Genomic DNA, 26,494 nt, shown 5'->3' with positions numbered 1-26,494 from the left:
GTTCATGAAATTCCCAAACCGACAATGGATATTACCGAGTATCGGCTCTTTTCTGGTAAATGCTCTCAGTGTGGCGAAACCGTGAGGGCCAGAAAGCCGAGCGATATACCTCAAGGTATCATGGGGCCCAATCTATTGAGTCATATCGCGATCTTGGCTGGTCAATATCATCTGAGCGTGCGCAAAATACGCTCTTTACTTAAGGAGCAATTCTGTACGACTTTTTCAATTGGCGCAATCAGTGAAGCTCAAACTCGTGTTGCCTCAATGCTTACCCCACTGCACCAAGCCATCAAAAGTAATATTCAAACGGCTCCATTAGTACACGTCGATGAGACTTCACACTCACGAAATAGTGAAGAGCGTTTACGGTGGTGCTGGTTAGTATCGAGCGACGATTTAGTGTACGAAAAGATCCTATTCTCTTGCTCCATTCACTCAGCTAAAATAGGGCAACGACTTGTTTTGTTATGCTGAGCAAAATTAGTCTTTCGAACGCGACATCTTTGGGAGCCCGAAACGATAAAATATAGCCTGTACCTAAACAGATTAAGTCGAATAAGACAGCGTTTTATTTACTGGCTCAATAAAGGGATCAAGCAAATACCAATTCAACGCTATCAAGGTCGCTGCAAAAAACTGGATGAGCATAGCCCAAGCTTGTGGTTGTTCTTAACTAACCCCAAAATACCACTAACCCACAGTGAAGCTGAACGTCGACTTCGTGGCTTTGTCATTCAAAGAAAAATCAGCTACGGCACTACCTCGGATGCAGGCGATAAGTTCCGAGACCGTCTACACTCGCTAATCGAAACGTGTAAAAAGCGAAAGATATCGTCACTTGATACGCTTTCACGCATAGTCAACGCCGTTGTTCGTCAGCAGCCATACCCAAATGTGCTCGCTCTTAAACAAATGAGTTTTTACCTAAATACTTAGTCAACACGCTGCTGGTGAACGCTTACAGTGAAATTACTCTAAAGAATATTGGTGGCGTGTGGTACTCGAATTTGGATGAGGAGTTTAGCCGAATTACCTATAACGATAAAACTTATTTAGCCATTATCCCTGCCGAGATTGTCCAACCAGGTTTGAAATTTAGCTTTCAAAAGGATCCAGAGCTGCATCGGCAGTATTTTCAACATATCCCTGTACGCCGTCTGACGGTTTCTAAGTATGAGCCTCAGTACTTAAGAGAGGTAAGCAACTCAAAGGTATGATTGTAAGCCATTTGATTGATGTGCCCTTATGGTGGCTGTTACACTTAACTATCTCGGTTGTAATGGAATTATCAAAATGAAACTTGTCGTCGATACTCATACACACACTTATGCTAGTGGTCATGCTTATAGCACGTTGATCGAGAATGCGAAGTCAGCTCAAGAAAATGGTTTAGCGATGTTTTGCACTACCGATCACGCTGAATCTATGCCAGGTGCTCCACACTATTGGTTTTTCTCAAACCAGCGAGTTTTACCACGCTTTTTAGATGGTGTTGCCATTATTCGTGGTGTTGAATCCAACATTATTAACCGTTTAGGTGATATTGATATCCACTCTTCGGTTGACCAAAATTTGGATTGGGTAATCGCCAGTTTCCATGAGTCGGTGTTCCAACCTGCGGATAAAGCTGCGCATACCGAGGCGTTAATCAACACTATTCAAAGTGGACGAGTTGATGCGTTAGGACACTTAGGTAATCCTAATTTTGATTTTGATTTTAATACGGTTATCGCTTGTGCTGTCGAGCATAATGTTGCAATAGAAATTAACAATAGTACTTTGAAAGGTCACAGTCGCGTAGGCAGCGTTGATCGCTGCTATGAGATTGCTAAGGTGGCAAAAGCTCATGGTGCGTATATTACGACGGGTAGTGATGCGCATTTTTGTCACGATGTAGGTAATTTACACTTAGCCAGTGATTTGCTAGACAGTGTTGGTATTTCACCAGGTAAAGTCATCACGCACAGTGTGATGCAGTTTCTTGCTTTTTTGGCGCAGCGCGGTCGCCCAGCTATTGAAGAATATCGTTCATTGTAAAGTGAGGGGGAGGTGTGTTTTTTAACAAATGAAACAATTTTCTTCCCGCTTTAAGCTGCATTTCATTTACACTAGCGATTCCTTGTTGTAGTGAAAGAATCATGATGAAAAAAGCTCTTATTTTAACAGCTTGCGTTGCATTATCTGCAAACGTTTTGGCTGCGAGTGTTGACCTGAAGCAGAACATGAAACAGATGAAACTTGAGTTTAAACAAGCTGCTGAAGCGACATCGGTTGAAGCGATGAAAGCGCCAGTGTTAAAACTCAGTGAATTAGTTGAAAACTCAAAATCAGGTAGTTATCCGCCAGAAAAAGAAGCGTTGTACTTGGAAGGATTCAATAAATTATCCGTTGTACTGGATAAAATTGAAGCTGACCTTGAACAAGGGCAGTTAGAACAAGCAAAACAGACATTACGCACGGTTGATGGGCTGCGTATTGAATACCATGAACAACGTAACCCGAGTATTTGGAAACGCCTATTCGGTTAAGCTGTGGTTGTTTCCATGCGGTTTTCTTTAGTGCAATCAATCAAGGGGAGCTGCGTGGTGACTATCCGCAAACTGAGCCTGTAAAAATGGCAGCAGGAGCAAACCAATGGTGGCAGAGCAAATGGATATGGTGACAAAAAAACCATTCCAATGGAAATGCTCAACAATGATGGCGATAGGGTAGCCAGCCAATGCTGCTCCCATGTAAGCAAATAGCCCAACAAAGCCTGTTGCAGCGCCTGCTGAATTCTTATGAGAACACTCTGCTGCTGCCATTCCAATCAACATTTGCGGACCAAAAACGAAAAAGCCAATGGTGAAAAAACCAGCAGCTTGTAGGACAAACCCGGTTAAAGGCATCAGCCATAGTGCTGCAACGGAAATGAAAATTCCCATCGAGAAAATTAAGTTCATTGGACCTCTGTTACCACCAAACAATTTGTCTGATCCCCATCCGGCAACTAATGACCCGACAAAACCGCCCACTTCAAACAGCGATAATGCCCCGTTAGCGGTGATCAAATCATACCCGTGCTGCTCAGTTAGATAGATATTACCCCAGTCATTAATGGCGGTTCTGACGATGTATACCAGTACATAGCTCAAGGCAAGTAACCAGATGTATTTATTGCGTAAAACATATTTGTGCAAAATTTGAGTGGTGCTTAACCCCACGCCTTCATTTTCCTGAGCCAGTTCTAGTGCATCGTTTCGCCAGTGACCAATACTTGGCAGACCTAGAGTGACCGGCTTATCGCGAAGTCGCCAACATAAAAACGCGCCTGTTAGAACTGCTAAAAATCCAGGGACAATAAACCCTTCTCGCCAACTAAAATGCAGCGTCACAAAACCAACCAACAAGGGGATCAACGCGCCCCCTACGTTATGGGCGGTATTCCAAAGTGCCCACCATAATCCCCGCTCAGATCGTGAATACCAAGTGGTTAGTAGTTTAGAGCAAGAAGGCCAACCCCAGCCTTGAAACCAAGCATTTAATACCCATAAAAAGATGAGCACACCGATAGAGCTAGAGAGTCCGAATAGAATGTTAATAATGCCTGTTGCGATTAACCCTAAGCCCATAAAATACCGAGGATTTGAGCGATCAGATACAATACCAGACACGAATTTAGAGCAGCCGTAAGTAATATAAAAGAGCGTGCCCATCATGCCGATATCACTTTTATCCAAACCGAGTTCGGCAATCATGGCTGGCATCGCGTAGTTGAGACTTTTACGCGTGAAATAAAACATTGCATAACCCACATACATAGCGAGCATGATGTGACGACGCCAATATCGATACTGACGATCAATTTCATCGGGCGATAATTGGCCGTTAATGTGGGGTTTAGATTGAAGAAAACCTATCATGTTTCACTCTATAAATTAGGCAGAATAACTGTCAGTCGGGTTCCATGGGTCGAGATGTTTGATTGTTTACACTCACTGTGTAGTTGAAATTGTCCGCCTAGGGCTTGCACCCGTTCGCGCATGCCTCGTAAGCCAAACCCTTTCAAATGGTCTTCTGCTTTAAGGCCAATACCGTCATCTGTTATATTCAATGTCACACTTGAACCCAACGAAAAGTGAATATGGATATGCTCTGCTTGTGCGTATTTCAGGGCGTTATTTAATGCTTCTTGGCACAAACGGTATAGGGTGACTTTGGTTGCGTCACTCAAAGCCTTAAGTTTTAGCGCGCTGTTATCACACCATTCGACATGAGTTTTAACGCCATGGGTGTTGAATTCCAAATCACGCAGTAATTGTTCAATGGCCTCTTCAAGCCCTAGGTCATCGAGCGTTTTGGGGCGAAGACGAGTGAGCAGTCCTTTAGTGGTGTCATAAACATTGAGCGATAATGCTTCAATAGTATTGGCGCAGTGAGTGGTGACAAGCTCGGTTTCAACGCGTTGAATGATACTGGCTTGGGTTCGAATTGCGGTGATGTTTTGGCCGATTTCATCGTGCAATTCACGTGCAATATCTCGCCTTACCGACTCTTCGGCTTTGACTAACTGGCGTGAAAGGTTTTGATTGCGGTCGAGCTCTTGGCGCAGTTTGGTGTTGAGATCTCGTTGATGCTGAACGGCCATACCAAGAGTAATTCCTGTCAAACTTTGCGCTGATAGTGACAGTAATAGGTCGGTAATTTCTATGCCGGAAACACCGCTTCGTGCGGCAATAAGCGCAATACTGTTGAGCAGTGTACCAAGCAAGGCTCCCTGCCAACCATAACGAAAGGCAAGTAAAATAATGGGAATGGCCAAACAAAAAGGGGCAAATCGCCGGAGTTCGTCTGGTAAACCAATTTGTAGTGCGATGCTAAGGGCAAATAACAAGCTGTAAAAGACGATGTGCCGAGCTCTAAACTCAATATGGCGTGAGACTAAATTGGCCGTCAATGGTATCCAAGTACTTTGGAAAAGGTAATTCCATACTAAGTAACAGCTAGGCATCATCATTAAACCAGCGGTAATGCTGACTAAAGCGACCATTGAAGCGGCAATGTCATGGTGACTGACGGCGAGGGTATTAGTCAGTGCACTGAGCACAATAATTGCCCCCATAACACTTAAACGACGCTGTTGTGAACCGTAATAGTAGCGTTGTGCAACGGCTATCAATGGAATACTAGCAGCACTGGCAGCTAATACAGTTAGCCACTGTGGTTGGTCCATCAATATCGCTAAAGCAACGGTTAACCACCACTCTGCCGCGTAAATAGCCGGCCAGTAATATTTTGGAGTGTGTAGCGTGATACCTAAACGCAGCGCAAAGGGGAAAAAAAGAATTGCAAGTTCAGGATCGTTGACAAAGTAATAAGCGATGACCCATGAGCAAAACCAGCTGCAAGAGAGCAGAAACCAAGCGCAGATCGAAGTGATGAGGTAGCGATGCATTATAGTGAGTCAGGGAAATATTTGGCGAGGGCGACATTATTTGTCACGCCCAGTTTATCCATGGCGTTGGCGCGGTGCACATGAACGGTTTTATGGCTTAATCCAAGTTCGGTTGCGACGGCTTTGACATCTAAACCACAAGCAAGCATTTCACTGATTTGTCGTTCACGTTTAGTCAGTTTTTCTAAATTGTGGCTACCGCGTTTAGGTGATGCGATTTTAAGGGCAATTTCTGGCGTTAAATAACATCCACCAGATGCACTGGTGCGCACCGCTTGAATTAATTCATCGGGGCTACACCGCTTGCTGAGGTAACCAAGTGCGCCAGCTTCTAGGGCTTTTTCTACCATGGCTGCAGAGTCATGTACGCTGAGCATAATACACGCCATGCCAGAAGGGAGATCTTGCAGTAAAGATAGACCGCTTTCATCAGGCATTGATATATCAAGAATACACACCGTTGCGCCAGAGCCGGGCAAGCCGCTACGGGCTTCTGCCGCAGAGCTAAATTGGCCGACCACTTCTATATCGGCTTCTAAACTCATCAACTGAGCAAATCCCGAACGTACAATAATGTGGTCATCCACTAAGGCTACTTTGATCATCGATAAAACTCAGCAAATAAGAAAAGGGGCATAAACTAACTCTAGCTGGTCAATTAAACAACCAATATATCCCCTTCCTACTTGAAGTTGCAGCGGTGTTGGCTACGTTTGCTAACCCCAATCACATAGTTTATCTATGCTCATGGGGATTCACTCACTTGCCGCCTACCTGCAACTCCAAATAGTTTGGATATAGCTAAATGAACTAATAGGACTGCTGATCTTAACATTACAGATATAAAAACGCGACGCTCAATAAAACCAAACGTCGCGTGATTTCTTTATTTTTCGTTAAGCGCCTGCACTTGCCAGCAGTAGTTTTTTCTCGTGGCGTATTTTACGTTCTTCTGCAATCGCAACAAATGCCAGCAATACGATACAGATTGCCGCTGAAGTATCGAGTGCGGCAAAGGTACCTTTCCAGCCGGTTAAACCAAAGATTGGTGTGCCGTCAGCAATCATACCTAAACCGAGTTTGGCAAAACTATCACCGATCAAGTAAGCAAACGTACCCTTCACACCATCAGCGACACTGATCGCTTTTTTCGGTACAAAACCAACAGCCGCAACACCAATTAATAATTGTGGGCCAAATACGAGGAAGCCAAGTATAAATAATGAACCAAGGTACATGAATTCACTGGTAGCATGTTGGTAAAACTCGAGTGCTACGATGATCAAACCTAGTGAAACACAGGCCACTAAGGCACGACGACCGTTAGCAAGATCAGAAAGGTAACCCCACATTAAGGTGCCCACTAATGCGCCAACTTCGAACAAGGTAAAACCAGAAATGGCGGCTTCTTTTGATAAGCCCAGTTCTTGATAGGCATAGACAGTAGACCATTGGTCGATACCGATACGTACGATATACAAGAAAATGTTGGCAAAACAGAGTAACCAAATCACTTTGTTTTTCAAAATGTATTCAACAAAGATCTCACGCTTGGTCATTTTATTTTCTTCAGCGGCGATATCTTCCTCGCTGATCGCTTCATCAAACAATTCTTCAACAGTACCAAGACCGTAAGCTTCTGGTGAATCACTGCCGTAGCGTAGGCCAATAAAACCAACTACTAATGCGATAATCGATGGGAAAATAAACATACCAATGACGTGGCCGTCAAAGAAATAGTTTGCACCAAATAGTGCAACGCCTGCAGCTCCTGCACCACCGACGTTGTGCGACATATTCCACAAACCAAGATAGGTGCCACGCTTGTTTTTCGGGGTCCATTTCGTAATGGTAGAGTAACTTGAAGGGCCACCTGTACTTTGGAAAAAGCCGCTTAAGCCGTAAAAAGCAATCATCAAGAATAAGCTAACGCTTGATCCACCCATGCTCATACTAAAACCGAGCATAGCAATACCAGACAAAATGAGCATGAACGGTAGGAATTGCTTAGTGTTTTTTCCATCGGCGTAGTAAGAAACAACGGTCTTACCAATACCGTAAGTGATGGAGAAGCCAAGGCCAATCAACCCAAGCTGTGTCATTGACAAGCCATAGGTTGAAATCATATCGTTTTGTGCAACGTTGAAGTTTTTACGAATCAAATACATCGCCATGTAGCCGATGAACACCACAAGATAAGATTGTAAAAAAGGTTTGAACCACATTTTGCGGCGTTCTGCTGCTGGTATATCTAAAGTCGGTTTCCGAACTTGTTCCAGAAGTTTTAACATGTGAAATCCTAGGGAATTGACGTCAATGAAATCTCTGTTGTTTACGTGACAACAAAGTCGAATCGATAGCAGCAAAAGGCTGCGGCTACATAGTGGAATGATTGTAAAAACAGCGTTAAGAGTTGACATGAGGGGATGGCCTAGAAAAGTTAAGAATATTTCCTAGTTTTGCTGTGCTGGTGGGTAAAGCGTGAATGGAGTCACATTGTTATGCATCATGAACCAAAGCGCGTAGTTATTGGTTTTGTAGCGTTTTCTGGGTGTTTGTTAATTTTTAAGTGCTAACGCACTGTTATTTTTATCAATGGGTTATATAGTGAGCGCAAGTTTATGTTGAGTGTTGCTATGATTCGCCAAAGTTGTTTTAACAAAATAATGCTGATAACCAGTGCCCTGAGTTGGGTATTGGTTGCGTTGATGCCCGTGATCAATGCACATGGCAATACGGCGGGGGTGTGGGCAACGCTGTGTACCATCAATGGTTTTGAACTGGTTCAAATTGAAGAGGGCAAAGTGCAACCTCAGCACAGTAAGCCGTGCCCCTTTGCTCATTTCTCTACTTTTCATCAAGATTCACTTCCAACGACACCTTTACTGACACGACTGAGCTTGCTCATTTCAGACAGTTACACTTTTTTGGCTCTAAGTGTGCGATTTGAACAGCAAGTTCCTAGGGCACCGCCAACACTTTCTATTAAAAAAAACTGATATAGCCCTAATCTACATCTCCGAGTACAGCTCTAGCGGCAGACCGTCTGGGTCAGCAAAAAAAGTGTATTCGCGCCCGGTATATTCATCAATACGGATTGGTTCAACATCCACCCCTTGTGATTCTAAATACGCTTTTACCTCACTGACACTATCAACAACAAACGCTAGGTGACGTAAACCTTGAGCTTCTGGAAAACTCGGTCTTGGTGGTGTGTTAGGAAACGAGAACAACTCAATTTGTCCCCCATCAGGTAAAGCAAGATCAAGCTTGTAAGAATCGCGTGCTTCACGGTAATTCTCAGCAAGAATAGTTAGCCCTAGTATCTGGGTATAAAAGGTTTTAGAACGAGCATAGTCAGAACAGATAATCGCCGCGTGGTGGATTCGTTTTAGCATCAGTTAACCTGTGGTATTGAGTTTGGTGACCAAGTGTTCAGTCACATAATCGATAAACACTCGCAAGCGTGCAGGCATGTATTTGGTTTGTGCGTACTGCATAGCAATGGCGCCGTGGTAGTTACTTTTGATGGTCCAATCTTCTAATAACTGTACGACTTTACCTTTCATTAATGCTTCTTGAATAACGAAATCATGAAAGATACCGATACCTAAACCACTTTTCACCGCATTTAGGCGCATTTGAGAGTGATTAACTGCATAGCGCCCAGAAACTGCAATGGTATGAAATTCATCGTCTTTGAGGAAATTCCAAATATGGTCACGTTCCGTTTCCGCAAGATACAAGCAATCATGCTCGCTTAATTCGGTTGGGTGGGTTGGTGTTCCGCGTAACGAGGTGTAGTCAGGGCTGGCACATAGCACTAAATTGGTTTTGCCTATTTCCCGCAGTACTAAGTTTTCATCGGGTTTATCGGTAAGACGAAACGCGATATCGATATTGTGTTTGAAGAGATCGATTTCACCATCCGCCGCCCTAAGTTTGAGTTGAATTTCAGGATATTGAGTAAGAAAAGGTACAACTAAGGGTTGCAATACCGAGTTCAAAAATGCTTCCGGTGCCGCCACTGTAAGAGATCCCGCGGGTTCGGTGTGATCCGATGCCGACAGTTCGACAGCTTGCTGCGCGGCATTGACCATCAGTAAACTTTGGTCATAGACACGTTTTCCTGCTTGAGTGATGATCAATTTACGAGTGGTGCGTTCAAACAGCTTTACGGACAGCGCTGCTTCAAGGCGAGTGATCAGCTTACTGAGCGCTGAAGGGGTCACCCCTAATTTTTGCGCTGCAGCGGTAAAACTACCTTCGTTAACGACAAGAATAAAAGTAGCAAGATCAGGTAACAGAGCAATCAGTTTTAAGTGCAGCATAAGAATCAGACATTAATAGCGTCAAGGGCAACGTGGACGTCACTTTCTCAGAATTGCAGCCAGTTTTCAATGATCATTTGTGCCTAGAATTCACGAATGGTTTTCCACTTTGAGGGATTATCGTCATGATGAGCTTGGATTAAACTATATTTATCTCATTTGTTGTCTTGGTATTCGTAATGCCCATAGTTAAATGCAGAGATGATTAATCGATGTGTTTACAGTGTAAATAAAGACTATCAATACCACCCTACAAAGCCAGTCATAGGCGATATAAATCAAAGAAGGAATCAGTAATGTCTTCTGCATTTTACCAACAGATCCAGCAGCAACTTGAAACAGTGAAAGCTGAAGGTTTATACAAATCAGAGCGTGTTATTACCTCACAACAGCAAGCTGCTGTTTCAATTTCTACTGGCGAAGAAGTATTGAACTTCTGTGCTAACAACTACTTAGGCCTTGCAAACCACCCTGCGCTTATCGAAGCGGGTCGAGACGGTATGGCAAAGCACGGTTTTGGTATGGCTTCTGTGCGTTTTATCTGTGGCACACAAGATATTCATAAAGAGCTTGAACATAAGCTGTCAGCGTTCCTTGGTCAGGAAGATACGATCCTTTACACCTCATGTTTTGATGCGAACACTGGTCTTTTTGAAACGATTTTAGATAAAGAAGATGCGATCATCTCTGACGCGTTAAACCATGCTTCGATTATTGATGGGGTACGTTTGTGTAAGGCGATGCGCTTCCGTTACTCAAACAACAACATGCAAGAGCTGGAAGATCAATTGATCGCGGCAGATGCAGCTGGTGCTCGTAATAAGCTTATCGTAACCGATGGCGTTTTCTCTATGGACGGTGTGGTTGCCAACCTACCTGCTATTTGTGACTTAGCGGATAAATACAATGCGTTGGTGATGGTTGATGACTCACACGCTGTTGGTTTTATGGGCGCAAACGGCCGTGGTACGCATGAATACCATGATGTCATTGACCGTATCGACATTATTACCGGTACTTTAGGTAAAGCGATGGGCGGTGCTTCTGGTGGTTACACATCTGGCAAGAAAGAAGTGATTGACTGGTTACGTCAGCGTTCACGCCCTTATTTGTTTTCTAACTCTGTGGCTCCTGCGATTGTCACGGCCTCAATCAGAGTGTTAGATCTTCTGGCTGAAAGCGGTTCGCTACGTGACCAATTATGGGATAATGCTGCCCATTTCCGTACTCGTATGGAAGCGGCTGGTTTTACGATGGGCGGTGCTGATCACGCTATCATCCCGATCATGTTAGGTGATGCTAAAGTCGCGGCTGAGTTTGCAGAGCGTGCGCTTACTAAAGGTATCTATGTTATTGGTTTCTCTTTCCCGGTAGTGCCAAAAGGTCAAGCGCGTATCCGTACACAAATGTCGGCAGCACACAGCCGTGAGCAGTTAGATCGCGCCATTGATGCATTTATCGAAGTTGGTCAAGAAATGGGACTAATTAAATGAAAATTAAAGCATTATCAAAATTAAAGCCTGAACAAGGCATTTGGATGACAGACGTTGAGATGCCAGAACTTGGCCACAACGATCTGCTCATTAAAATTAAGAAAACCGCCATTTGTGGTACTGACGTACATATTTACAACTGGGATGAATGGTCACAAAAAACCATTCCGGTACCTATGGTTGTGGGCCATGAATACGTCGGTGAAGTGGTTGGTATTGGTCAAGAAGTACGTGGTTTTGAATTGGGCGACCGCGTTTCTGGTGAAGGCCATATCACATGTGGTCACTGCCGCAACTGTCGTGGTGGTCGTACGCACTTATGCCGCAATACTGTGGGTGTGGGGGTAAACCGCACCGGTGCTTTTTCTGAATTCCTTGTGATCCCTGCATTTAATGCTTTTAAAATCCCAGATGGAATTTCAGACGACTTAGCATCAATCTTCGACCCATTCGGTAATGCGGTACACACGGCATTATCATTTGATTTAGTTGGTGAAGATGTATTGATCACCGGTGCTGGACCAATCGGCATTATGGCTGCGGCCGTGGCGAAACACGTTGGCGCTCGCCATGTTGTGATTACTGATGTAAACGAATACCGCCTTGATCTAGCTCGTAAAATGGGCGTAACTCGCGCAGTCAACGTCGCAGAGCAAAAACTTGAAGATGTGATGAGCGAGCTAGGTATGACCGAAGGTTTTGACGTGGGTCTTGAAATGTCGGGTGTACCGAGTGCATTTAGTTCAATGCTAAAAACCATGAATCACGGTGGTCGTATTGCGCTATTGGGAATTCCACCATCAGATATGGCGATTGACTGGAACCAAGTGATATTCAAAGGGTTAGTGATCAAAGGTATCTACGGTCGTGAGATGTTTGAAACTTGGTACAAGATGGCATCTTTGATTCAATCTGGCTTAGATCTAACGCCAATCATCACTCATCACTTCAAGGTTGATGACTTCCAAGCAGGCTTCGATGCTATGCGCAGCGGGCTTTCTGGTAAAGTTATTCTTGATTGGGAATAAGCAAGAAGCTGGCTTAGAAATAGATAAGGCGACAGGTTAACTTGTCGCCTTTTTTATATCTGTAATCACCTTTCATGGTCGATTAAAATGAGTTTCGTCACATCACTGCTTTGCGTTTTAAGCCACATTTCTTTGTCACCATTCCTTCTATACTGTGATTAATTCAACTGAAGAGGGAATGCCGATGCTTAATGAAAATCATGCTTTTATCTTAGAATTTCCTGAGCTTAAATTAGATATTGTTCAGCTTAACCATGATGATCCTACATTCAAAGCGAAGCTACAGCAGTATCACCAATTGGATTATGATATCCGTCAGCTAGAGATATCGGGCAGTCCAATTGATGATGACAATATGAATGATCTCAAGTTTCAGCGTGTCGAGTTAAAAGACATGTTATACAAAAGACTAACCAAGCATCATCAGCAAGCTATCTAACGGTGTTTTCCCATATTTGATCTGACGAAGGGCCATAAAAAAGTACTAGCCGTCAGATCCATTTTTGGTCGATGCAATAAAACGCCTTTAGCATCAATTTCCACTCAAGAGTTATCTTTCAAGGTTAGAATCAAAGCACCACGGTGTGATACGCGGCAATAATGTGTGTCACGCTGTTGATGTTACCCTGTTCAATTCGCTGGTAATGACAGAGCGTTTTACGTAAGTATTTTTCAGCAATATTAGCTTGTTTGAGCGAGGTTGATTGCCAAATTTTGTCACCAACAGCGCTAATTGGCGCGTTTTCATCGGTTACTGATGTAACCAACATCACTTCATAAAAACGTTTATTATCCTCGAGCAACACTTCATCCTTCAAAGAAAACTGAAGTTCAATGAGCTTCTGACGCAGTGCAAATTGGTGGTGAACCGGACACAGCAGAAAATCAATGGCTAACTCGGGGTACTTATGATGAAGAGCCTCAACAAACTTGATCATTAAATCACCACCTACACCAGCAATAATGACTAAGTGTTTTCCTTGATGCTTATCCAATGGCAATGTCGCTACATCAATGCAGTGTGTTTTCCACCGAGAAAGTGAGTGTGAATAAAAGCGTTGCAGTTTGCCTTCTAGCTCATCCATTAGCTTGGGAACTATATCCACAAAGTGTATATTTGGCGCAGCCAGGCGAGACAATAATGCTGCGCCAAGTAACCCATGATCACAGCAGCAATCCCAAATGTGGGTATAGTCGGCTGTCACCATTTGCTCTATTTGCTCTAGTCTTTTACTCAGTTTCAAGAAAAATGCCCGTATAACGATGAAAAACGGGCGCATTGTAATGGTTTTCTTCTCTTTAGCGAAGTCGGCGAGAAAATAATGGATTTATCTGCGAAGTTAAATTGGTGAGAGCAAGACACATCGCACAAGAATGTCGGTAACATAACGTAATTTAGAGTACTATGCGCTAATTCAATTGATGGTAGATACCCGATGTCGATACCGATTAAAAACGTAACCACCCCAGAGGTTTCTTGTTCTAATTGTCAGGCTTGTTGTTGCCGTTTAGAAGTGATGATTATTACGGATACTGGCGTACCTCAGCAACATATCGCTTTTGATGAGTGGGGTGGGGAAACTATGCGACGTTTGGCTGATGGTTGGTGTTCGGCATTAGACCGTGAGACTTTCATGTGCACGATTTATGAAAATCGTCCTTGGATTTGTCGAGAATTTGAAATGGGCTCATATGAGTGTCGCGATGAAAGAGCAGAGTTCATGTAAGCCTTATTCGTTTAGTGTTTAAGCATATAGGTACTCGGGGGTCGAACGGAGTACCTTACTGCAATCTGCATTACTTTTTCATCATCTTTGCTAGGTCAGCAAAAGGGTTGTAGGTAGCGCTTTGATGATCATCTAACCTTGCGACTGGATCGGCACCGAATCGATCATGGTCAGAATATTTAGAGTGCTCGTGGTCGTGGCAATACAAGCATAAAAGCTCCCAATTACTGCCATCTTCCGGGTTATTGGTATGATCGTGATCTTTATGATGGACCGTTAACTCTTTCAAATTTGAGTAAACGAACTCACGAGCACAGTTGCCACACACCCACGGATAGAGCTTGAGTGCCTTTTCTCTGTAGCCACTTTCTTGACGAGCATAGCTCGCACTTGAACCATAAAAATCTGATGACATGCTATTTCCAACCATTGGTTTATTGAAAGTCTTATTACGATATTAAAAACCAGTATCCGCTGTAAATCAAAACTTGGGCGGAGAACCGATGTCCGATATTAGACCACAAGGTGACTGGTTTCCAAAGAGAGTGAATAACAAAAAACTACCGTAACTAAGCAGAGAAAAGTAAACTGAAGAAACTCAAATGGTTAGTCATTCATGTGGATACGAAATGCTAGAAAAAGAAAACTTGATAAAACTTGCGCGCATGCAAATGCCATTTGGTAAATACGCTGGCCGAGTACTTATCGATCTGCCCGAAGAATATCTACTGTGGTTTGATAAAAAAGGATTCCCAGAGGGGGAGTTAGGTCGTTTATTGCAATTGTGCTTAGCATTGAAAATCGAAGGCTTAGATAGTGTCGTCAAGCCGTTAAAGCGAATGTGATTCCTTAGAAATACCGAAACTCTTAGTGCAATCTGATTGAGCGATAGCGGGTTGGCTTTTAGCGCTAGGTGAACTTAGATAGCATCTTGAAAATCAAATTAAAATCAACCAATTCCACTTGTAGGTAAAACTATGAAGTAGTTCCAATTTTTAATTAAATTGGCTTAGTTTTTGATCAATGTTTGCTCATGCGCACCTAATTCAAAGTCACCGCTTCGTATGATGGCCCGACTTCAATCTAACCTAATACAGGAGTGGGCATGACTCGTTTAATTCTTGACGGAAATTGGCGCCTAGCATCCCTAACAAACCCAGACATTCAAACCGACATGACACTACCAGGCGATGTGCATTCTGCCTTACTCGCTGCCGAGTTCATTCCCAATCCTTATTGGGCAACCAATGAAAAAAACGTGCAGTGGGTCTCTGAGCACGACTGGCAAATAACCCGAAGCTTCGAGGTATCTTCAGAACTCCTTGCCCATGACGTAATCGACCTTTCCATGAGCATGGTCGATACCATGGCGGAGATTACGCTCAACGGTGAAACCGTGTTGGAATGCAGCAACATGTTCCGCCTGTATCAAACGGATGTTCGCCCATTTTTAGTGGAAGGGGAAAACACTCTCACTATTACGATTAGACGTGCAGATCTAGAAGCGGCTGCTCGCGCCGAAAAGCTGCCTTTCCCTGTTCCTTGGGCTGTGGGTAATAACCAAATTCCGCATATGAATACTTTACGCAAAACCCAATGTCATTCAGGCTGGGATTGGGGGATTTGCTTGCTAACCAGCGGCGTATATGCACCAATCGAGTTGATTGCCCGCCAAGCATATCGACTTAACAACATTACGACCAAACAAACATGGCAAAGCAAGCAATGCGAACTCACGGTGAGTGTCAACCTTGAAGTATTAAATTCAGAATCCAACGCCTTGATCGAAGCAACTCTCACCTCTCCGTTAGGTGAAGACGTATTAAACGTGCAAACCTCAGCCACAACCGATACACAACTCAACTTTAGTATTGAGAACCCGCAGCGATGGTGGCCAGCAGGCTATGGCGAGCAGCCTCTTTACACGTTAGTCGTCTCAATTGATGGGCAGACCATCACCAAGAAAATCGGTTTACGCGAGTTAAAACTCGAAACTTTAGCAGACGAAGTGGGATCGTCGATGACCTTTGTCGTCAACGGTAAGGCCATCATGGCCAAAGGGGCGAACTGGATTCCACTTGATGCCATGCCAGCGCTGCATACCTCAGACCGTTATCGAGCCCTGCTTCAAGATGCGGTCGATGCCAACATGAACATGATTCGTGTTTGGGGCGGTGGCATGTACGAACAAGACGAGTTTTACGATCTGTGTGATGAACTTGGGCTATTGGTCTGGCAAGACCTGATGTTTGCCTGCGCACTGTATCCATCAACGCCAGATTTCTTAGCCGATGTAGAACTGGAAGTGCGTGACCAAGTGAAACGCCTACGAGATCACCCAAGTCTCGCACTTTGGTGTGGTGACAACGAAGTGATTGGTGCTATTGGTTGGTATCCTGAGTCTCGTACCAATCGCGAAAAGTATGTGGTGAACTACGACAGGCTTAATCGCGTGTTGCAACAAATAGTCGAAACCGAAGACCCAACGCGCCGCTTCTGGGCGAGCTCTCCATGCAATGGCGAACTAGATTTTGGTGATGCTTGGCACGATGACAACAAAGGCGATATGCACTTCTGGGATGTATGGCATTCTGGCAAATCCTTAGATGCGTACCACAGCATTAAACCACGTTTTTGCAGCGAATTTGGTTATCAATCATGGCCATCACTGCCGGAAGTCAAAACCTTCGCTGAGCCTAGCGATTGGAATGTGACCTCTCCAACGTTTGAAGAGCACCAAAAAAACGGCCGTGGTAATAGCATCATCACCGAAATGTTTACGCGCTATTTCCGCTTTCCATCCAACTTTCAACAAATGCTTTACCTCAGCCAAGTGCAACAAGCACTCGCAATAAAAACCGCCAGCGAATTTTGGCGCGCCAACAAACCCATTTGCCGAGGTATTCTCTATTGGCAATTGAACGACTGCTGGCCTGTAAGTTCATGGTCGAGCATTGAGTATTCAGGTCGCTGGAAACAACTGCACTACCATGCCAAACGCTTCTTTGCTCCGCAAATGACGACATTCGTTCATGATGAGAGTGGGCTGCGTTTACACGGGTTGAATGATGAACACGCCGACCGAAAAATAGAAGGGCAAGTGTCCTTAATCGACTGGCAGGGGAACATTCTTGAGGGGTGGCCTTTATCTGATGTCATTAAAGAAGACGGCAACAAGGTATTATGGCGATTAAGTCCTGAGGCATTAGAAAAACGCCAAGGGCAAGGCTTCTATCATGTCGAGCTGAACTGCCAAGGTGAGGTCATTTACAACACTTGGTTTGATGATTTGTTTAAACGCTTGCCACTCGCCGCTGCTAACATCACAGCAGACGTAATTAAAAATGATCAAGGGATACAAGTTGTGCTCAAAACTGATGCGCCAGCTTTCTTTGTTCACCCTGAGTTTAGCGGTAAAGGTCGATTCAGTGATGCCAGCTTTACCCTTTTACCCCACCATCCTGTCACCATCGATTACATTGGTAATGCAACAGCAGAAGAGTTGCAAGCCGATCTACACATTTACCATTTGGCCGGCAGCTACTTGAGCTAAAATCGAAGGTTGAGCTACTTAAGATAAAAGAGCCTGTGATTGTATCACTGGCTCTTTTACGCCCTACTAAGAATGCGCCATTGTAGATAGCACTCCCTAACTCGATAATGCCCAGACACTTCTCAGCTCGATCATTGCTAGCAAGGTTTTGCCCCAAAATGAGTTTGCGTAACAGAACACTGATAATCCCCGCTAGAAAATAGCCTGACATTTAGTAATGACAGATCGCGCAGAACTGATGTACGGAATTTTTCCCAACCTTCGTAAACAGCATTTCTGACCAATGATTTTCATCTGTATTATTATACAGGCTCTCCTAAACTCACATTTAGGAATTGAGACTAATCTCACGGTTTTACAGAATAACGAATCATACAATTTGCCGTTAAACTCATATGAAAGCAATAAGTTATGAATTTCCTGTTAGTTCTTTTGGGTGTTATAGTTTTACTTATAATTTTTCTTTTTTTCAGAAACAAACTAGTTCACGATTATTTAGATGAAGCATTAGATATAACCTCAAAACGAAAAAGTCAGAGTATTGAAAATTATAAAATGCGGCAAAGAAAAGCAAAACATAAAGCATATTTTCTTTGGCGTTACGAAAGGATTAAACACTCTGAAGCACTTATGAATATTCCTCCTCACTACACTACTCATGTGGACGGGATGTGTTGGCACTACAGCAAGATAGAGAAGTGCTTTGTCGTTTATTTTTCTGGATTGGAAAATAGATATATAAGTCTACTTCTTGACAAACATGATACAAAAATAAACGATAACCAGCATGCCATTGAATTGAATATAACAAATGAAACATGGATAGCAGTTAACCGTTCAGTTAATGAATATGATGATTCTCCGTATGTAGAATTTAACCTTCTAAAAGAAGAAGATATTAACAATCTACGCGAAGCAGGAGTAAAAATAGTGGTATATAATAATTCATGGATACCTGAAATCGTAAAATCAATGCCTCATTTGAAACAGGTTAGAAATGAAAATACGCTAATACGCTAGCACCGAAGATATACTGAATGGCTGTTGGTATAGACTGGATCTGTCATCACAACTTGGGAATGAAGAGCTTTGTCCACGACCGTTCGCTATACAAAAGGTTATCCGAAAGGTAGAGATCGACTTATATTCCAAACTCACTTCTGTCCAGAGGCTTCTCAGCGCGCTCATCGCTAGCAAGGTTTTGCCCCAAAATCGTTTAGCTCTCGTCTCTTGATCTCTTTCTCTTGTCAGTCCTTGACCTACTTTTCCTAATAGCAGATTATAAACCTAATTGAATACATGCGAGTATGCGGACATGATCTGCAATTTGTGAGTACTGGTAAAATTAAGACCGATAGAACAGTATGTTACTGTTATGGTGTCTGTATTTTCTGAAAATATTATGAAGATGATGTCTGCTGAAAAGATGCTGTTATATTTCCAACTATCTTCATCTAAACTAAACATTATCTTAAACTTATTTGATTCAAAGAAGGGATTCGTATTATGAATGAAGAAGTAAAACCTACCAGAAAACCTCAAGAGATTTACGGTAATATTGTATATCTCGATGATTATGGTAATACGGTAATTGAGCATGTATCTGGAGGACGAATTGTTGTCGATCCAGATGGAGTTGGCACTTTTACTCGTCCAGACGGTTCTAAAGTTGTTATCCAAGTCAATGGCTCGACTGAATCTTTTGATCCTGATGATGAGTATTTGTTTGGAACTCCTCCGATTCAGAAATAGTTGCTAAATTAGCATCAGTATCTTTCTTATGTAAGAATAAGGAAGTTTCTTCTAGTCGAATGATTCTTTCCTTTTTGTGCTCAACAGCGTAAGGCATACCATATTATTCGTATTACTTAAAATATAACAAGCCAGTGCAATTGACGCATTTGAGTCCCGTAGTTGTTGTTTAGAATGTTTCACACGCTTTAGCTTTCTCGTTATGCGCAATTGACTGGGGCGTTAGGCGACTGGGTAAGTTATGAGTAATAAGAAAAAGAACAGTCTTGTTTCAAGGTTAGTATCAAACGATACGAAAGAATTTTGTGCTGAAATATCTGAAATGAGTCTCGACAATGTTCTTGAAACTGTTGCAAAAGACCAAGAGCTTCTCAAAGAGATCCCTGTTATTAAATGGGTTTGTACTTCAATCAGCGTAAAAAATTCCATTCAAAGTGCTGCTTTCATGAAGAAATTCTCAAGTTTTATTGGGCAAGTGAACCTTGAAAGATTCACTGAAAACGATATAGCTTTACTTGATGAAGCCGTGGATGTTCCATCGGTAACTGATGAAATAATCGAAAATACGATGGTTTACATTGATCGGTACCACAACGAAATGAAAGCGAAGTTATTAGGAAAGTTGTTTGTTGAAACTTTTAAGTTCAATAGATTTACCGTACGTGAGTACAACTCTCTCTTGTTTAGTATCGAGCAAATCCATCCATTTGAAGGATTGGAAACACTCAAAGAGTTTTACGATTACAAAAAACGTATGGATACCGCTTCTTCAAATGAAGAAAGGCAAAGTGTTTGGGCTGAAGGTGCTGAAATTGACTTTCAGTCATTAGCAATGTCTGGTTTGTTAAACTTACCATCTGGGGGAGCATATGCAGGTGACTTGGGTGGAGCATTTATAAACGACAAAGGTGTTAAATTTTACGAGTTCGTCGTAAAAAAAGTAGTTCGTTGAAAAATCGCCTAACAATCCAATGCAACTGACACAGTCAACTTTCGCGGTTGCGGTTCAAAATTTTTCAAACGCTTTAGTCCCAGCGGAATGCGCAATTGATTGGGGCGTTAGTACTCTATTGAGGTTAATATGAAAATAATAAGGCGAGTTGAACCAAGTATTTACTATCAAGCTGAGGCTTTTCATATTGCTGCTCTTACCTTGCATCAAGCTGAAGCAATGGAATATCGTGGTGCGCCTTTTATTGTAAATGCTAGTTTTGCGCTTGAATTATATTTAAAAGCCTTTGATGGTAAGACTGTTTTCAAGGAGCCCTCTGAGTATCGTGATTTTGTTACTCAGTATAAGCAGCTCGTAAGTAGAGGTAGTAAGCGAGGACATGACTTATCTAGTTTGTTCAACGGGTTAGAGCAAGAATACAAAGATAAAATTGCTAGCCATCTTGTTGATTTAACGTTCCCGTTGAGTCCAGCAATGTTCTTCGAAAAATACAATAATCATTTCGTCTCGTGGCGCTATGGTTTTGAAGGAAACAGAAGCAGTTATGTCGCTAGTGAAGTCTTAGATATGCTATCGGTACTTCAACATGTTGGTAAGGGGTATCTATAGTGCTAACAAACACTTAAGGTTTCAAGATACTTTTCCTAATATGACAGAACCCTTTTAGAGCATCAGGTCTAACAAGGTTTTGTCCATTTCCTTCCAACTACAATCGTGATGACCAAATTAAAAAGGAGGTCATCATGGTAGTTTTCAACAAAACGAAACGAAGTGGCGTCAAAAAGCCTTTTCGGCTTGAGGAAATTTGGCGGATCAGAACCAGATTAGAAATTGAAAATAATTTGATGCAGCTTGCGTTGCTCAACTTAGCTATTGATAGCAAACTTAGAGCAAGTGATTTGCTCGTTCTCAGAGTTTGCGATGTATCTTCGCAAGATAGGATATTTAACCGCGTTAAGCATATCCAGCGCAAAACAGATATTGAAGTTCAATTTGAGATAACGACAAGAACTCAACAGAGTCTAATGAAATGGATTTTGATGGCTTCGCTACATGACAGCAATTTTATTTTCCCAAGCCAAAGGCGAAAGCAACAACCGATTAGCTATTCGTACTATCGATACTTAGTGAGGAGATGGGCTTCTAATCTGGGGTTGGATCCTAACTTGTATGGCACTCACTCGATGAGGCGAACAAAAGCGACGTTAGTCTACGCAAAAACGAAAAATATCCGAGCGGTGCAGCTACTACTTGGTCATACCAAGGTAGATAATACAATCCGCTATCTTGGGGTTGAATTAGAAGATGCATTGTTGCTTTCAGAAGGTACTGAGTGTTAATCGAAAAGGAACCTAAATACTTAGGTGTTTCAATTGCTATTACGCTGAAAGTTGTTACCCATTCACCGCTACACTTGATTATTTTCAATACGTTAAGTGCAAATACTACTAATCTGTCCAAGGTTTAGAGGACCTTGAACAGATTAGGTATACACAAGCTTAAATTAAACGTTGGAACGCGCGTTTTTCTTCTTTGATTTATAGGCTTTCATTGAAATTTTTAAAGCAAGCTGTTTTTGTTTAATTGAAATGAGTTGTCTAGTTACGACCTTATGGTGTAACTCTGTGATAAAGTTTTTTTCCCAAGGCGTAAGGCGGTCAAACCTCAATAAAATAGTGTCATTGAGTACATTGAACAACTCGTATTGGCTTTTATCCATTCGACTGCTAAGCACTCAATTAGAGCACTTAGCTAGAGAAATGACGTTAAGGCTTTCTACTTTCTCATTTTTTCCTAAGGTAATGATTCGATAAGAGATCCCACTCTCTAATAGTGGTCTTATTTCGATGTTGTCACAAAAACTAACGGCGACTTTTTCTACTAAGCGGTCCATATTCAAAGTTTTCTTTTTTACGAAAACAAGAGTGACACTATCGCCCTCTGACTGTGCATTTACGAGTGTGATTGAGCCTAACTCTTGTGGAAGTTGGCTTGAAATAACTGTCGCTCTATAATCGGCAAGTCCATTAGATTTTATTGGACTTATCTGACAACCGTTAAGCATGACACTGACGAAGAGAATTACAGTTGTTCGTAGCATTATGCGCTCCTTCTTCCTTTCTTCTCCCTTTAGGTGCCTTAAAATATTTATGGATATAACGTGAAGATATAGAAGATAAGAGCGCACTGTAATCTAAACTGAATGTGACTTTTTCCCCTACAAATAGTGGTTTCTGTGAGGATTCAAGGACAAGATGATCACTGGTTGAAGACATGATCTTAATCCCATTCGGAGCCTTAAGCCCGCTGACACAAACATCTTGGCGGCCTAATGCTAGAATAGCTTGTGAGACCTCCCCTCTATCTTGAAGGTTTTCTTTTTCACCAAAAGCATTTAACCCCCGACTCCCCCAAGGCAAAGTCGGTTTAGTCTTGGATTCAATCACTTCAGCGGTCAAAGAAACCGCATCCGTATGTAAGCCTTTGATATTTTCGTGCTCTAAAGGCTCACAGCCTAAAAAAATTGCTTCTCCTATACGAAGGTTATTGACTCGAGTTAAGCCTGTTCTCTGAAGAGCCCAGTTAACTGAAGCAGAATTACCCCCTGAAATAATTTCTAGACTGACCCCAAATGTAGCTTCAATTCCATCGGCAAGCTCAGAAAGAATACTCATATTTTGATCATCTGGAGCGACACCATACCGACAGGCTAAATTCGTACCAATTCCTTTTATCGTGATGTTTGGTAAAGAAATAATCTCTCGGATAAAATCAATCACGCGATTTGGCATCACACCTTCTCTTAGATCGCCAAGCTCAACCATAATAATGATACCGTGACAGCAATTTTGTTGTTCCGCTGCATGTGAAAGCCTCTGAATCACTTCAACTTCAGAGTTTAAACTCATATCACTGTATTTTATTACGCTCGCCACTTGACTGAGCATGGGTGTACGTATCAGCATTTTAGGGATAGCAATGCCAGATTCAGTCATCTTTTGAAGATTTTCGATTCTTGAATCGGCTAACATTGTTGCGCCAGCATCAATAAGAACTTGTGCGATGATAGGGTGGCCGAGGAAGGCTTTTGTTACAGGCGTAACGGATATATTTTTCAGTGAGAGCTGAGAAATCAGGAACTGAGCGTTATGATGAACTTTCCCACAATCGATGTCTAACCTAGGGTAGTTCACCCTTTTTCGGCCAGTTTACTTGCTATTATAGGAAAGGCTGACGTTACGATGTGCAGTAGATGTTCAACAGGCTGTGACAAGACATCAGTAACCGGTAAACCAAATTCGGTAGTGTAAGTGTCTATCGCACAACGTGTTTCATCCAACGACATATCTTCATGATTCAGTGTTAGTCCAATAACATTGGTATTAGAAAACGTTTCGATAAGATTGATTTCTGAGGCAATCGAAGGCATTGGGCAATCAGGAAAATCACTACGATATAAACGTTTAGGGGCATGTTGCAGTATCACACCCGTTGGACAACTGCCACGTAAGATAAAAGCGCTGGTTGAAAACGCAGGGTGACTCAAGGCTCCTTGCCCTTCAATAATAATCAGATCCGGATTTTCTTTTTCATAGGCCTGTACAATGACAGATTCCAACTCACCGGCACAAAATTGTGAAGGAACAGCATCGAGTGCAACGCAGTATTGTGCGCCCTGCATAATGCCTGTTTGACCAGTGGCAATCAGAACGACGTTAAGGCCTTTTTTAGTCAGTTCATTCGCCAATATTGTTGCTGTTGTTCGTTTTCCTAGCGCGCAATCCGTCCCCATTACAGCAATTCTCGGGCATTTAACGTTGTGTATTTTCCCGCTAAACGTTTTCAGTTCGCCTTTATTTTTGGGTTTGCGAGTATCGAATATTCGAACGTTATTCTTTAAGCTGGCTTCTAAAAATAGAGGATCATCGGTTAGGAATTCATGTAAGCCATTTACGATGTTCATTCCTAGTGACATGGCATTTAAAATGATGCTTTTATCTAAGTCAGATAAAAAGCCACTTGATGGCGCAATGCCAAAAATGAAGTAATCAGGAATGCTTTCTGCGTGAATGATAGCTTCTTCAGTATTAGCAAGGATCGGTATTCCATTGGCTTTGTTATCAAGAACTTCACCAGCATCTAAGCCAGCAGACTCACTATCAATAACCGATAGAATACGATAGCTTAACGAATGTCTCACTAACCCATTAGCGGTTTTACCATCAATTTTACCAAAATTACCTTCGCAATATATAATCGCAGAAGGGATGACAGGTTTTACTTTCTGAGCAAGTGGTAACCAAGGTGCGAAATGGGGTACATCGTTGTTGATTTCTACATTTTCAATTCTAGTGAGTTTGAAGATGTTTCTTAACTTTTGGGTTGAAATGGACATAATTAAAGCCTGCGGTGAGGCTTAGGAGGGCAACTAAGGAGTGCCGAGATGCGAGTTCGGAAAAGAAAAGAAGTCCCCACTAAGCGGTAGGGATAACAACCAAGGTAACACACTCACCAGACTTTTGTTGGTTATTATTAATACGCTTTCTAAGTCTATCACTTTCAGGCTTCACCCATACTAACGTGACTGATTAGAGATCTAAGACTCATTGTTCAACGTCGCCGTATCAACCTCTCAGCTTTAAGGTTTCAAGATACTTTTTCTAATATCAGTTAAGTGAATTAGAGTTTTGAGTTTAACGCGTTTTTGTCCAGAGGTGTGCCAGCGCCGATCACGGCAAACACACCTTTGCCCCATTATCATTTTCAGCTACAAAACGCATGTTCCAAGACAACCGGAGTTTACCCAAATCCTGCTCATGCGACGACGACAAAACTCATGCAGTCAAAATGATTTTTTATGTTGGTAAGGTCGCTTCCGGGACAAGAGCGCCTTAGTGCGACCACTTCAAAACATTTCTGCGTTTCCCCAAACCAAGTTCGTCTTTTCATAAATCAGAAGCTAGGGAAACTGCGAACAAGTCCTGCAATTTAGGTATCGAGCGAGGTTTTGAGCGGCCCGCCTGATTTTTGAACGCTAACTGTTCAATTTTGGCCAATATACTGCCGTTTTTGGCAGGATTTCGACCTAATTCAGTGCTATTCCCGGATTTCAGACAGATCTTGGCTGTCGTCGTAACATCTGGTCTACTTTAAACAGGTTCGCCAAGGTGAATAGCATGGCTAACTGTGAGTCATTTTTCGTCAGCCCTTTATAGCGTGCTTTGATAAAGCCGAACTGACATTTGATGATCCGGAACGGGTGTTCTACCTTCGCCCGAATGCTGGCTTTTAAATGCTGGCTCTTCTCGACCAATCCCAATGGAGCGGAAGCGAGCTCGATGCTTTACAGTATCGTCGAGACAGCGAAAGCCAACGGCCTTATCTTTTACGACTACATGGTCAAGTGCATGCAGGAGTTAGCAAAAGCTGAACCTGATATCGATGCACTCCTGCCTTGGAACTTCAAACACTAACAATATCGCCCCGTGGGATCATGGGGCGGATACAATATGTTCTAAAAACCGCTTAATTTCAGTTCTTGTCATCACTACTGGTAATTTTTGAGCAAGTTGAGATTTCTTGAAATTCATGCTAATTGATAGCGGTTCTTTAATGGTTTCACGGTACAGAAAATGGAGAGAGTTAAGCGCCAACGCTTGTGTTTTAGCGGCTACTTTCCCATTAACAGCTAAGTCAGTTAAAAACATCTCAACTTCTTTACTACCCATTCTCATTGGATGTGTTTTGTTATTGAAGTAGATGAATCTTGTTATCCAGTGCAAATATGCTTCTATAGTTTTTTGCATAGCGTCGCGCTTGCATATACTCTTTAATGCTTAAAATAAATTGTGATTTCATATTTTTCCAATAAAATTACCTGTTTTTATATACAGCATTGTTGTTTTTGGTTTAGTCAACAAACTAAGTTTCATAAAGTCGTCTAATGTGACGTCTGGCGCAGTTTTTATTCAACTAACAATCTGATAAAAAAGATTTATATGATAGATTTCTAATTATCAAAGTTCATGATAAGTGGCGGTAGCGTGGTAAATTAGGTCGCATTTTGTTGTATAGATAGCGTTATGACACGACGGTCATCACAGGTTGGATGTACGGTAATGATACTCAAGTTTGAGTGTAATCTAACGGGGTGGAAGAAAGACGGCAAAAAGGACGAATATTAGTTATTTCCATGCTAACCTTGAGGCGCTTTCGCGATC

Annotated in this window: 26 protein-coding genes and 4 pseudogenes; 16 read left to right on the top strand and 14 right to left on the bottom strand. The window is 42.4% G+C overall.

Annotation, left to right across the window (positions count from 1 at the left end; all coding sequences use genetic code 11):
- From AACW06_RS16285 to AACW06_RS16275, 3 genes and pseudogenes are all read left to right on the top strand, one after another.
- A pseudogene (locus tag AACW06_RS16285) lies at positions 1 to 939 on the top strand (IS66 family transposase); the annotation flags it as partial.
- A 357-nt stretch (positions 940 to 1,296) separates the two neighbouring features.
- The gene (locus tag AACW06_RS16280; RefSeq protein WP_192075869.1) at positions 1,297 to 2,040 is read left to right on the top strand and encodes a phosphatase; all 744 of its coding nucleotides are present in this window, start codon (positions 1,297 to 1,299) and stop codon (positions 2,038 to 2,040) included.
- Positions 2,041 to 2,144: 104 nt separating this feature from the next.
- The gene (locus tag AACW06_RS16275; protein WP_192075871.1) at positions 2,145 to 2,531 is read left to right on the top strand and encodes a cytochrome b562; all 387 of its coding nucleotides are present in this window, start codon (positions 2,145 to 2,147) and stop codon (positions 2,529 to 2,531) included.
- A gap of 36 nt (positions 2,532 to 2,567) precedes the next feature.
- On the opposite strand, the gene AACW06_RS16270 is transcribed toward AACW06_RS16275, so the two are convergent.
- From AACW06_RS16270 to uhpT, 4 genes are all read right to left on the bottom strand, one after another.
- Positions 2,568 to 3,905 carry an MFS transporter gene (locus AACW06_RS16270; protein WP_192075868.1) on the bottom strand — a complete coding sequence of 446 codons (1,338 nt, stop codon included), beginning with the start codon at positions 3,903 to 3,905 and terminating at the stop codon, positions 2,568 to 2,570.
- An 8-nt stretch (positions 3,906 to 3,913) separates the two neighbouring features.
- The gene (gene uhpB, locus AACW06_RS16265; RefSeq protein ID WP_192075867.1) at positions 3,914 to 5,437 is read right to left on the bottom strand and encodes a signal transduction histidine-protein kinase/phosphatase UhpB; all 1,524 of its coding nucleotides are present in this window, start codon (positions 5,435 to 5,437) and stop codon (positions 3,914 to 3,916) included.
- Positions 5,437 to 6,042: a transcriptional regulator UhpA gene (gene uhpA / locus AACW06_RS16260; RefSeq protein ID WP_053311105.1), complete on the bottom strand. Its 606-nt coding sequence runs from the start codon at positions 6,040 to 6,042 to the stop codon at positions 5,437 to 5,439. Before uhpA ends, uhpB begins: the two co-directional genes overlap by 1 nt.
- Before the next feature lie 291 nt (positions 6,043 to 6,333).
- On the bottom strand, positions 6,334 to 7,728 hold the full coding sequence (gene uhpT / locus AACW06_RS16255; RefSeq protein WP_192075866.1) for a hexose-6-phosphate:phosphate antiporter: 1,395 nt from the start codon (positions 7,726 to 7,728) through the stop codon (positions 6,334 to 6,336).
- Between the two features lie 345 nt (positions 7,729 to 8,073).
- On the opposite strand from uhpT, the gene AACW06_RS16250 reads away from it, so the two are divergent.
- Entirely contained in the window at positions 8,074 to 8,436 is a 363-nt protein-coding gene (locus AACW06_RS16250; protein ID WP_192075870.1) for a hypothetical protein, read from the top strand.
- 12 nt (positions 8,437 to 8,448) lie between these two features.
- Here the strand turns inward: AACW06_RS16250 and gloA2 are convergent, their stop codons facing one another.
- Both gloA2 and AACW06_RS16240 read right to left on the bottom strand, forming a co-directional pair.
- Positions 8,449 to 8,835 (bottom strand): SMU1112c/YaeR family gloxylase I-like metalloprotein, encoded by a 387-nt coding sequence (gene gloA2, locus AACW06_RS16245; protein WP_176245994.1) that lies wholly within the window; start codon positions 8,833 to 8,835, stop codon positions 8,449 to 8,451.
- A gap of 3 nt (positions 8,836 to 8,838) precedes the next feature.
- Positions 8,839 to 9,768 carry a LysR family transcriptional regulator gene (locus AACW06_RS16240; protein ID WP_192075865.1) on the bottom strand — a complete coding sequence of 310 codons (930 nt, stop codon included), beginning with the start codon at positions 9,766 to 9,768 and terminating at the stop codon, positions 8,839 to 8,841.
- Between the two features lie 296 nt (positions 9,769 to 10,064).
- Between AACW06_RS16240 and AACW06_RS16235 the strand changes: the two genes are divergently transcribed.
- From AACW06_RS16235 to AACW06_RS16225, 3 genes are all read left to right on the top strand, one after another.
- Positions 10,065 to 11,261, top strand: a complete 1,197-nt coding sequence (locus tag AACW06_RS16235) for a glycine C-acetyltransferase (RefSeq protein ID WP_192075864.1) — start codon at positions 10,065 to 10,067, stop codon at positions 11,259 to 11,261.
- Positions 11,258 to 12,289 (top strand): L-threonine 3-dehydrogenase, encoded by a 1,032-nt coding sequence (gene tdh, locus AACW06_RS16230; protein ID WP_168524273.1) that lies wholly within the window; start codon positions 11,258 to 11,260, stop codon positions 12,287 to 12,289. Before AACW06_RS16235 ends, tdh begins: the two co-directional genes overlap by 4 nt.
- Before the next feature lie 184 nt (positions 12,290 to 12,473).
- Positions 12,474 to 12,728, top strand: a complete 255-nt coding sequence (locus tag AACW06_RS16225) for a YdcH family protein (protein WP_171375523.1) — start codon at positions 12,474 to 12,476, stop codon at positions 12,726 to 12,728.
- 130 nt (positions 12,729 to 12,858) lie between these two features.
- On the opposite strand, the gene AACW06_RS16220 is transcribed toward AACW06_RS16225, so the two are convergent.
- Entirely contained in the window at positions 12,859 to 13,533 is a 675-nt protein-coding gene (locus AACW06_RS16220; protein WP_272956765.1) for a tRNA (adenine(22)-N(1))-methyltransferase, read from the bottom strand.
- A gap of 192 nt (positions 13,534 to 13,725) precedes the next feature.
- Here AACW06_RS16220 and AACW06_RS16215 point away from each other — a divergent pair, with 192 nt between their 5' ends.
- The gene (locus AACW06_RS16215) at positions 13,726 to 14,016 is read left to right on the top strand and encodes a YkgJ family cysteine cluster protein (protein ID WP_168524271.1); all 291 of its coding nucleotides are present in this window, start codon (positions 13,726 to 13,728) and stop codon (positions 14,014 to 14,016) included.
- A 70-nt stretch (positions 14,017 to 14,086) separates the two neighbouring features.
- Here AACW06_RS16215 and AACW06_RS16210 read toward each other — a convergent pair whose 3' ends face one another.
- Positions 14,087 to 14,431 (bottom strand): YajD family HNH nuclease, encoded by a 345-nt coding sequence (locus AACW06_RS16210; RefSeq protein ID WP_053311096.1) that lies wholly within the window; start codon positions 14,429 to 14,431, stop codon positions 14,087 to 14,089.
- 214 nt (positions 14,432 to 14,645) lie between these two features.
- Between AACW06_RS16210 and AACW06_RS16205 the strand changes: the two genes are divergently transcribed.
- The 7 genes from AACW06_RS16205 to AACW06_RS16175 all read left to right on the top strand — a co-directional run bounded on the left by AACW06_RS16205 (position 14,646) and on the right by AACW06_RS16175 (position 21,613).
- Positions 14,646 to 14,861 carry a DUF3820 family protein gene (locus AACW06_RS16205; protein WP_053311095.1) on the top strand — a complete coding sequence of 72 codons (216 nt, stop codon included), beginning with the start codon at positions 14,646 to 14,648 and terminating at the stop codon, positions 14,859 to 14,861.
- 260 nt (positions 14,862 to 15,121) lie between these two features.
- Positions 15,122 to 17,569, top strand: coding sequence for a beta-mannosidase (locus tag AACW06_RS16200; RefSeq protein ID WP_192075862.1), 2,448 nt, complete (start codon positions 15,122 to 15,124; stop codon positions 17,567 to 17,569).
- A gap of 411 nt (positions 17,570 to 17,980) precedes the next feature.
- Positions 17,981 to 18,589: a hypothetical protein gene (locus tag AACW06_RS16195; RefSeq protein WP_192075861.1), complete on the top strand. Its 609-nt coding sequence runs from the start codon at positions 17,981 to 17,983 to the stop codon at positions 18,587 to 18,589.
- A 486-nt stretch (positions 18,590 to 19,075) separates the two neighbouring features.
- Positions 19,076 to 19,321 carry a hypothetical protein gene (locus tag AACW06_RS16190; RefSeq protein WP_192075860.1) on the top strand — a complete coding sequence of 82 codons (246 nt, stop codon included), beginning with the start codon at positions 19,076 to 19,078 and terminating at the stop codon, positions 19,319 to 19,321.
- 241 nt (positions 19,322 to 19,562) lie between these two features.
- Positions 19,563 to 20,273 carry a hypothetical protein gene (locus tag AACW06_RS16185; protein ID WP_192075859.1) on the top strand — a complete coding sequence of 237 codons (711 nt, stop codon included), beginning with the start codon at positions 19,563 to 19,565 and terminating at the stop codon, positions 20,271 to 20,273.
- Positions 20,274 to 20,402: 129 nt separating this feature from the next.
- Positions 20,403 to 20,882: a hypothetical protein gene (locus AACW06_RS16180; RefSeq protein ID WP_192075858.1), complete on the top strand. Its 480-nt coding sequence runs from the start codon at positions 20,403 to 20,405 to the stop codon at positions 20,880 to 20,882.
- A 134-nt stretch (positions 20,883 to 21,016) separates the two neighbouring features.
- On the top strand, positions 21,017 to 21,613 hold the full coding sequence (locus AACW06_RS16175) for a tyrosine-type recombinase/integrase (protein WP_016792302.1): 597 nt from the start codon (positions 21,017 to 21,019) through the stop codon (positions 21,611 to 21,613).
- Between the two features lie 164 nt (positions 21,614 to 21,777).
- On the opposite strand, the gene AACW06_RS16170 is transcribed toward AACW06_RS16175, so the two are convergent.
- From AACW06_RS16170 to AACW06_RS16150, 5 genes and pseudogenes are all read right to left on the bottom strand, one after another.
- Entirely contained in the window at positions 21,778 to 22,008 is a 231-nt protein-coding gene (locus AACW06_RS16170; RefSeq protein WP_004735670.1) for a hypothetical protein, read from the bottom strand.
- Positions 22,009 to 22,374 carry a type II secretion system pilot lipoprotein GspS-beta gene (gene gspS2, locus AACW06_RS16165; protein WP_016788065.1) on the bottom strand — a complete coding sequence of 122 codons (366 nt, stop codon included), beginning with the start codon at positions 22,372 to 22,374 and terminating at the stop codon, positions 22,009 to 22,011. It abuts the gene before it with no gap.
- Positions 22,331 to 23,467, bottom strand: coding sequence for an alanine/ornithine racemase family PLP-dependent enzyme (locus tag AACW06_RS16160; protein WP_123539624.1), 1,137 nt, complete (start codon positions 23,465 to 23,467; stop codon positions 22,331 to 22,333). Before AACW06_RS16160 ends, gspS2 begins: the two co-directional genes overlap by 44 nt.
- Positions 23,464 to 24,669 (bottom strand): DUF1611 domain-containing protein, encoded by a 1,206-nt coding sequence (locus AACW06_RS16155; RefSeq protein WP_192075857.1) that lies wholly within the window; start codon positions 24,667 to 24,669, stop codon positions 23,464 to 23,466. The genes AACW06_RS16160 and AACW06_RS16155 overlap by 4 nt, the downstream gene beginning before the upstream one ends.
- A gap of 714 nt (positions 24,670 to 25,383) precedes the next feature.
- Positions 25,384 to 25,572: pseudogene (locus AACW06_RS16150) on the bottom strand (transposase); the annotation flags it as partial.
- Here AACW06_RS16150 and AACW06_RS16145 point away from each other — a divergent pair.
- A pseudogene (locus AACW06_RS16145) lies at positions 25,565 to 25,747 on the top strand (transposase domain-containing protein); the annotation flags it as partial. The pseudogenes AACW06_RS16150 and AACW06_RS16145 sit on opposite strands and share 8 nt — an antisense overlap.
- A 39-nt stretch (positions 25,748 to 25,786) precedes the next feature.
- Here AACW06_RS16145 and AACW06_RS16140 read toward each other — a convergent pair.
- A pseudogene (locus tag AACW06_RS16140) lies at positions 25,787 to 26,132 on the bottom strand (site-specific integrase); the annotation flags it as partial.
- Between the last annotated feature and the right edge of the window lie 362 nt (positions 26,133 to 26,494).

Origin of the sequence: Vibrio sp. S12_S33 (assembly GCF_963889785.1) — a bacterium.
GTDB classification, from domain to species: Bacteria; Pseudomonadota; Gammaproteobacteria; order Enterobacterales; family Vibrionaceae; genus Vibrio; species Vibrio aestuarianus.
Note: the sequence above shows the minus strand (reverse complement) of the source record. Positions and strands in the feature narration are given on the sequence as shown.

Excerpts from the sequence above, each read along its gene's own strand:
- AACW06_RS16205 (WP_053311095.1), top strand. The coding sequence starts at position 14,646 with ATGCTAGAAAAAGAAAACTTGATAAAACTTGCGCGCATGCAAATGCCA.
- AACW06_RS16275 (WP_192075871.1), top strand. The coding sequence starts at position 2,145 with ATGAAAAAAGCTCTTATTTTAACAGCTTGCGTTGCATTATCTGCAAAC.
- AACW06_RS16240 (WP_192075865.1), bottom strand. The coding sequence starts at position 9,768 with ATGCTGCACTTAAAACTGATTGCTCTGTTACCTGATCTTGCTACTTTT.
- AACW06_RS16195 (WP_192075861.1), top strand. The coding sequence starts at position 17,981 with ATGAATTTCCTGTTAGTTCTTTTGGGTGTTATAGTTTTACTTATAATT.
- AACW06_RS16200 (WP_192075862.1), top strand. The coding sequence starts at position 15,122 with ATGACTCGTTTAATTCTTGACGGAAATTGGCGCCTAGCATCCCTAACA.
- uhpT (WP_192075866.1), bottom strand. The coding sequence starts at position 7,728 with ATGTTAAAACTTCTGGAACAAGTTCGGAAACCGACTTTAGATATACCA.
- AACW06_RS16215 (WP_168524271.1), top strand. The coding sequence starts at position 13,726 with ATGTCGATACCGATTAAAAACGTAACCACCCCAGAGGTTTCTTGTTCT.
- tdh (WP_168524273.1), top strand. The coding sequence starts at position 11,258 with ATGAAAATTAAAGCATTATCAAAATTAAAGCCTGAACAAGGCATTTGG.
- AACW06_RS16250 (WP_192075870.1), top strand. The coding sequence starts at position 8,074 with ATGATTCGCCAAAGTTGTTTTAACAAAATAATGCTGATAACCAGTGCC.
- AACW06_RS16235 (WP_192075864.1), top strand. The coding sequence starts at position 10,065 with ATGTCTTCTGCATTTTACCAACAGATCCAGCAGCAACTTGAAACAGTG.
- AACW06_RS16185 (WP_192075859.1), top strand. The coding sequence starts at position 19,563 with ATGAGTAATAAGAAAAAGAACAGTCTTGTTTCAAGGTTAGTATCAAAC.
- AACW06_RS16190 (WP_192075860.1), top strand. The coding sequence starts at position 19,076 with ATGAATGAAGAAGTAAAACCTACCAGAAAACCTCAAGAGATTTACGGT.
- AACW06_RS16280 (WP_192075869.1), top strand. The coding sequence starts at position 1,297 with ATGAAACTTGTCGTCGATACTCATACACACACTTATGCTAGTGGTCAT.
- AACW06_RS16225 (WP_171375523.1), top strand. The coding sequence starts at position 12,474 with ATGCTTAATGAAAATCATGCTTTTATCTTAGAATTTCCTGAGCTTAAA.
- AACW06_RS16155 (WP_192075857.1), bottom strand. The coding sequence starts at position 24,669 with ATGTCCATTTCAACCCAAAAGTTAAGAAACATCTTCAAACTCACTAGA.
- AACW06_RS16175 (WP_016792302.1), top strand. The coding sequence starts at position 21,017 with ATGGTAGTTTTCAACAAAACGAAACGAAGTGGCGTCAAAAAGCCTTTT.
- AACW06_RS16270 (WP_192075868.1), bottom strand. The coding sequence starts at position 3,905 with ATGATAGGTTTTCTTCAATCTAAACCCCACATTAACGGCCAATTATCG.
- gspS2 (WP_016788065.1), bottom strand. The coding sequence starts at position 22,374 with ATGCTACGAACAACTGTAATTCTCTTCGTCAGTGTCATGCTTAACGGT.
- AACW06_RS16210 (WP_053311096.1), bottom strand. The coding sequence starts at position 14,431 with ATGTCATCAGATTTTTATGGTTCAAGTGCGAGCTATGCTCGTCAAGAA.
- gloA2 (WP_176245994.1), bottom strand. The coding sequence starts at position 8,835 with ATGCTAAAACGAATCCACCACGCGGCGATTATCTGTTCTGACTATGCT.
- uhpA (WP_053311105.1), bottom strand. The coding sequence starts at position 6,042 with ATGATCAAAGTAGCCTTAGTGGATGACCACATTATTGTACGTTCGGGA.
- AACW06_RS16180 (WP_192075858.1), top strand. The coding sequence starts at position 20,403 with ATGAAAATAATAAGGCGAGTTGAACCAAGTATTTACTATCAAGCTGAG.
- uhpB (WP_192075867.1), bottom strand. The coding sequence starts at position 5,437 with ATGCATCGCTACCTCATCACTTCGATCTGCGCTTGGTTTCTGCTCTCT.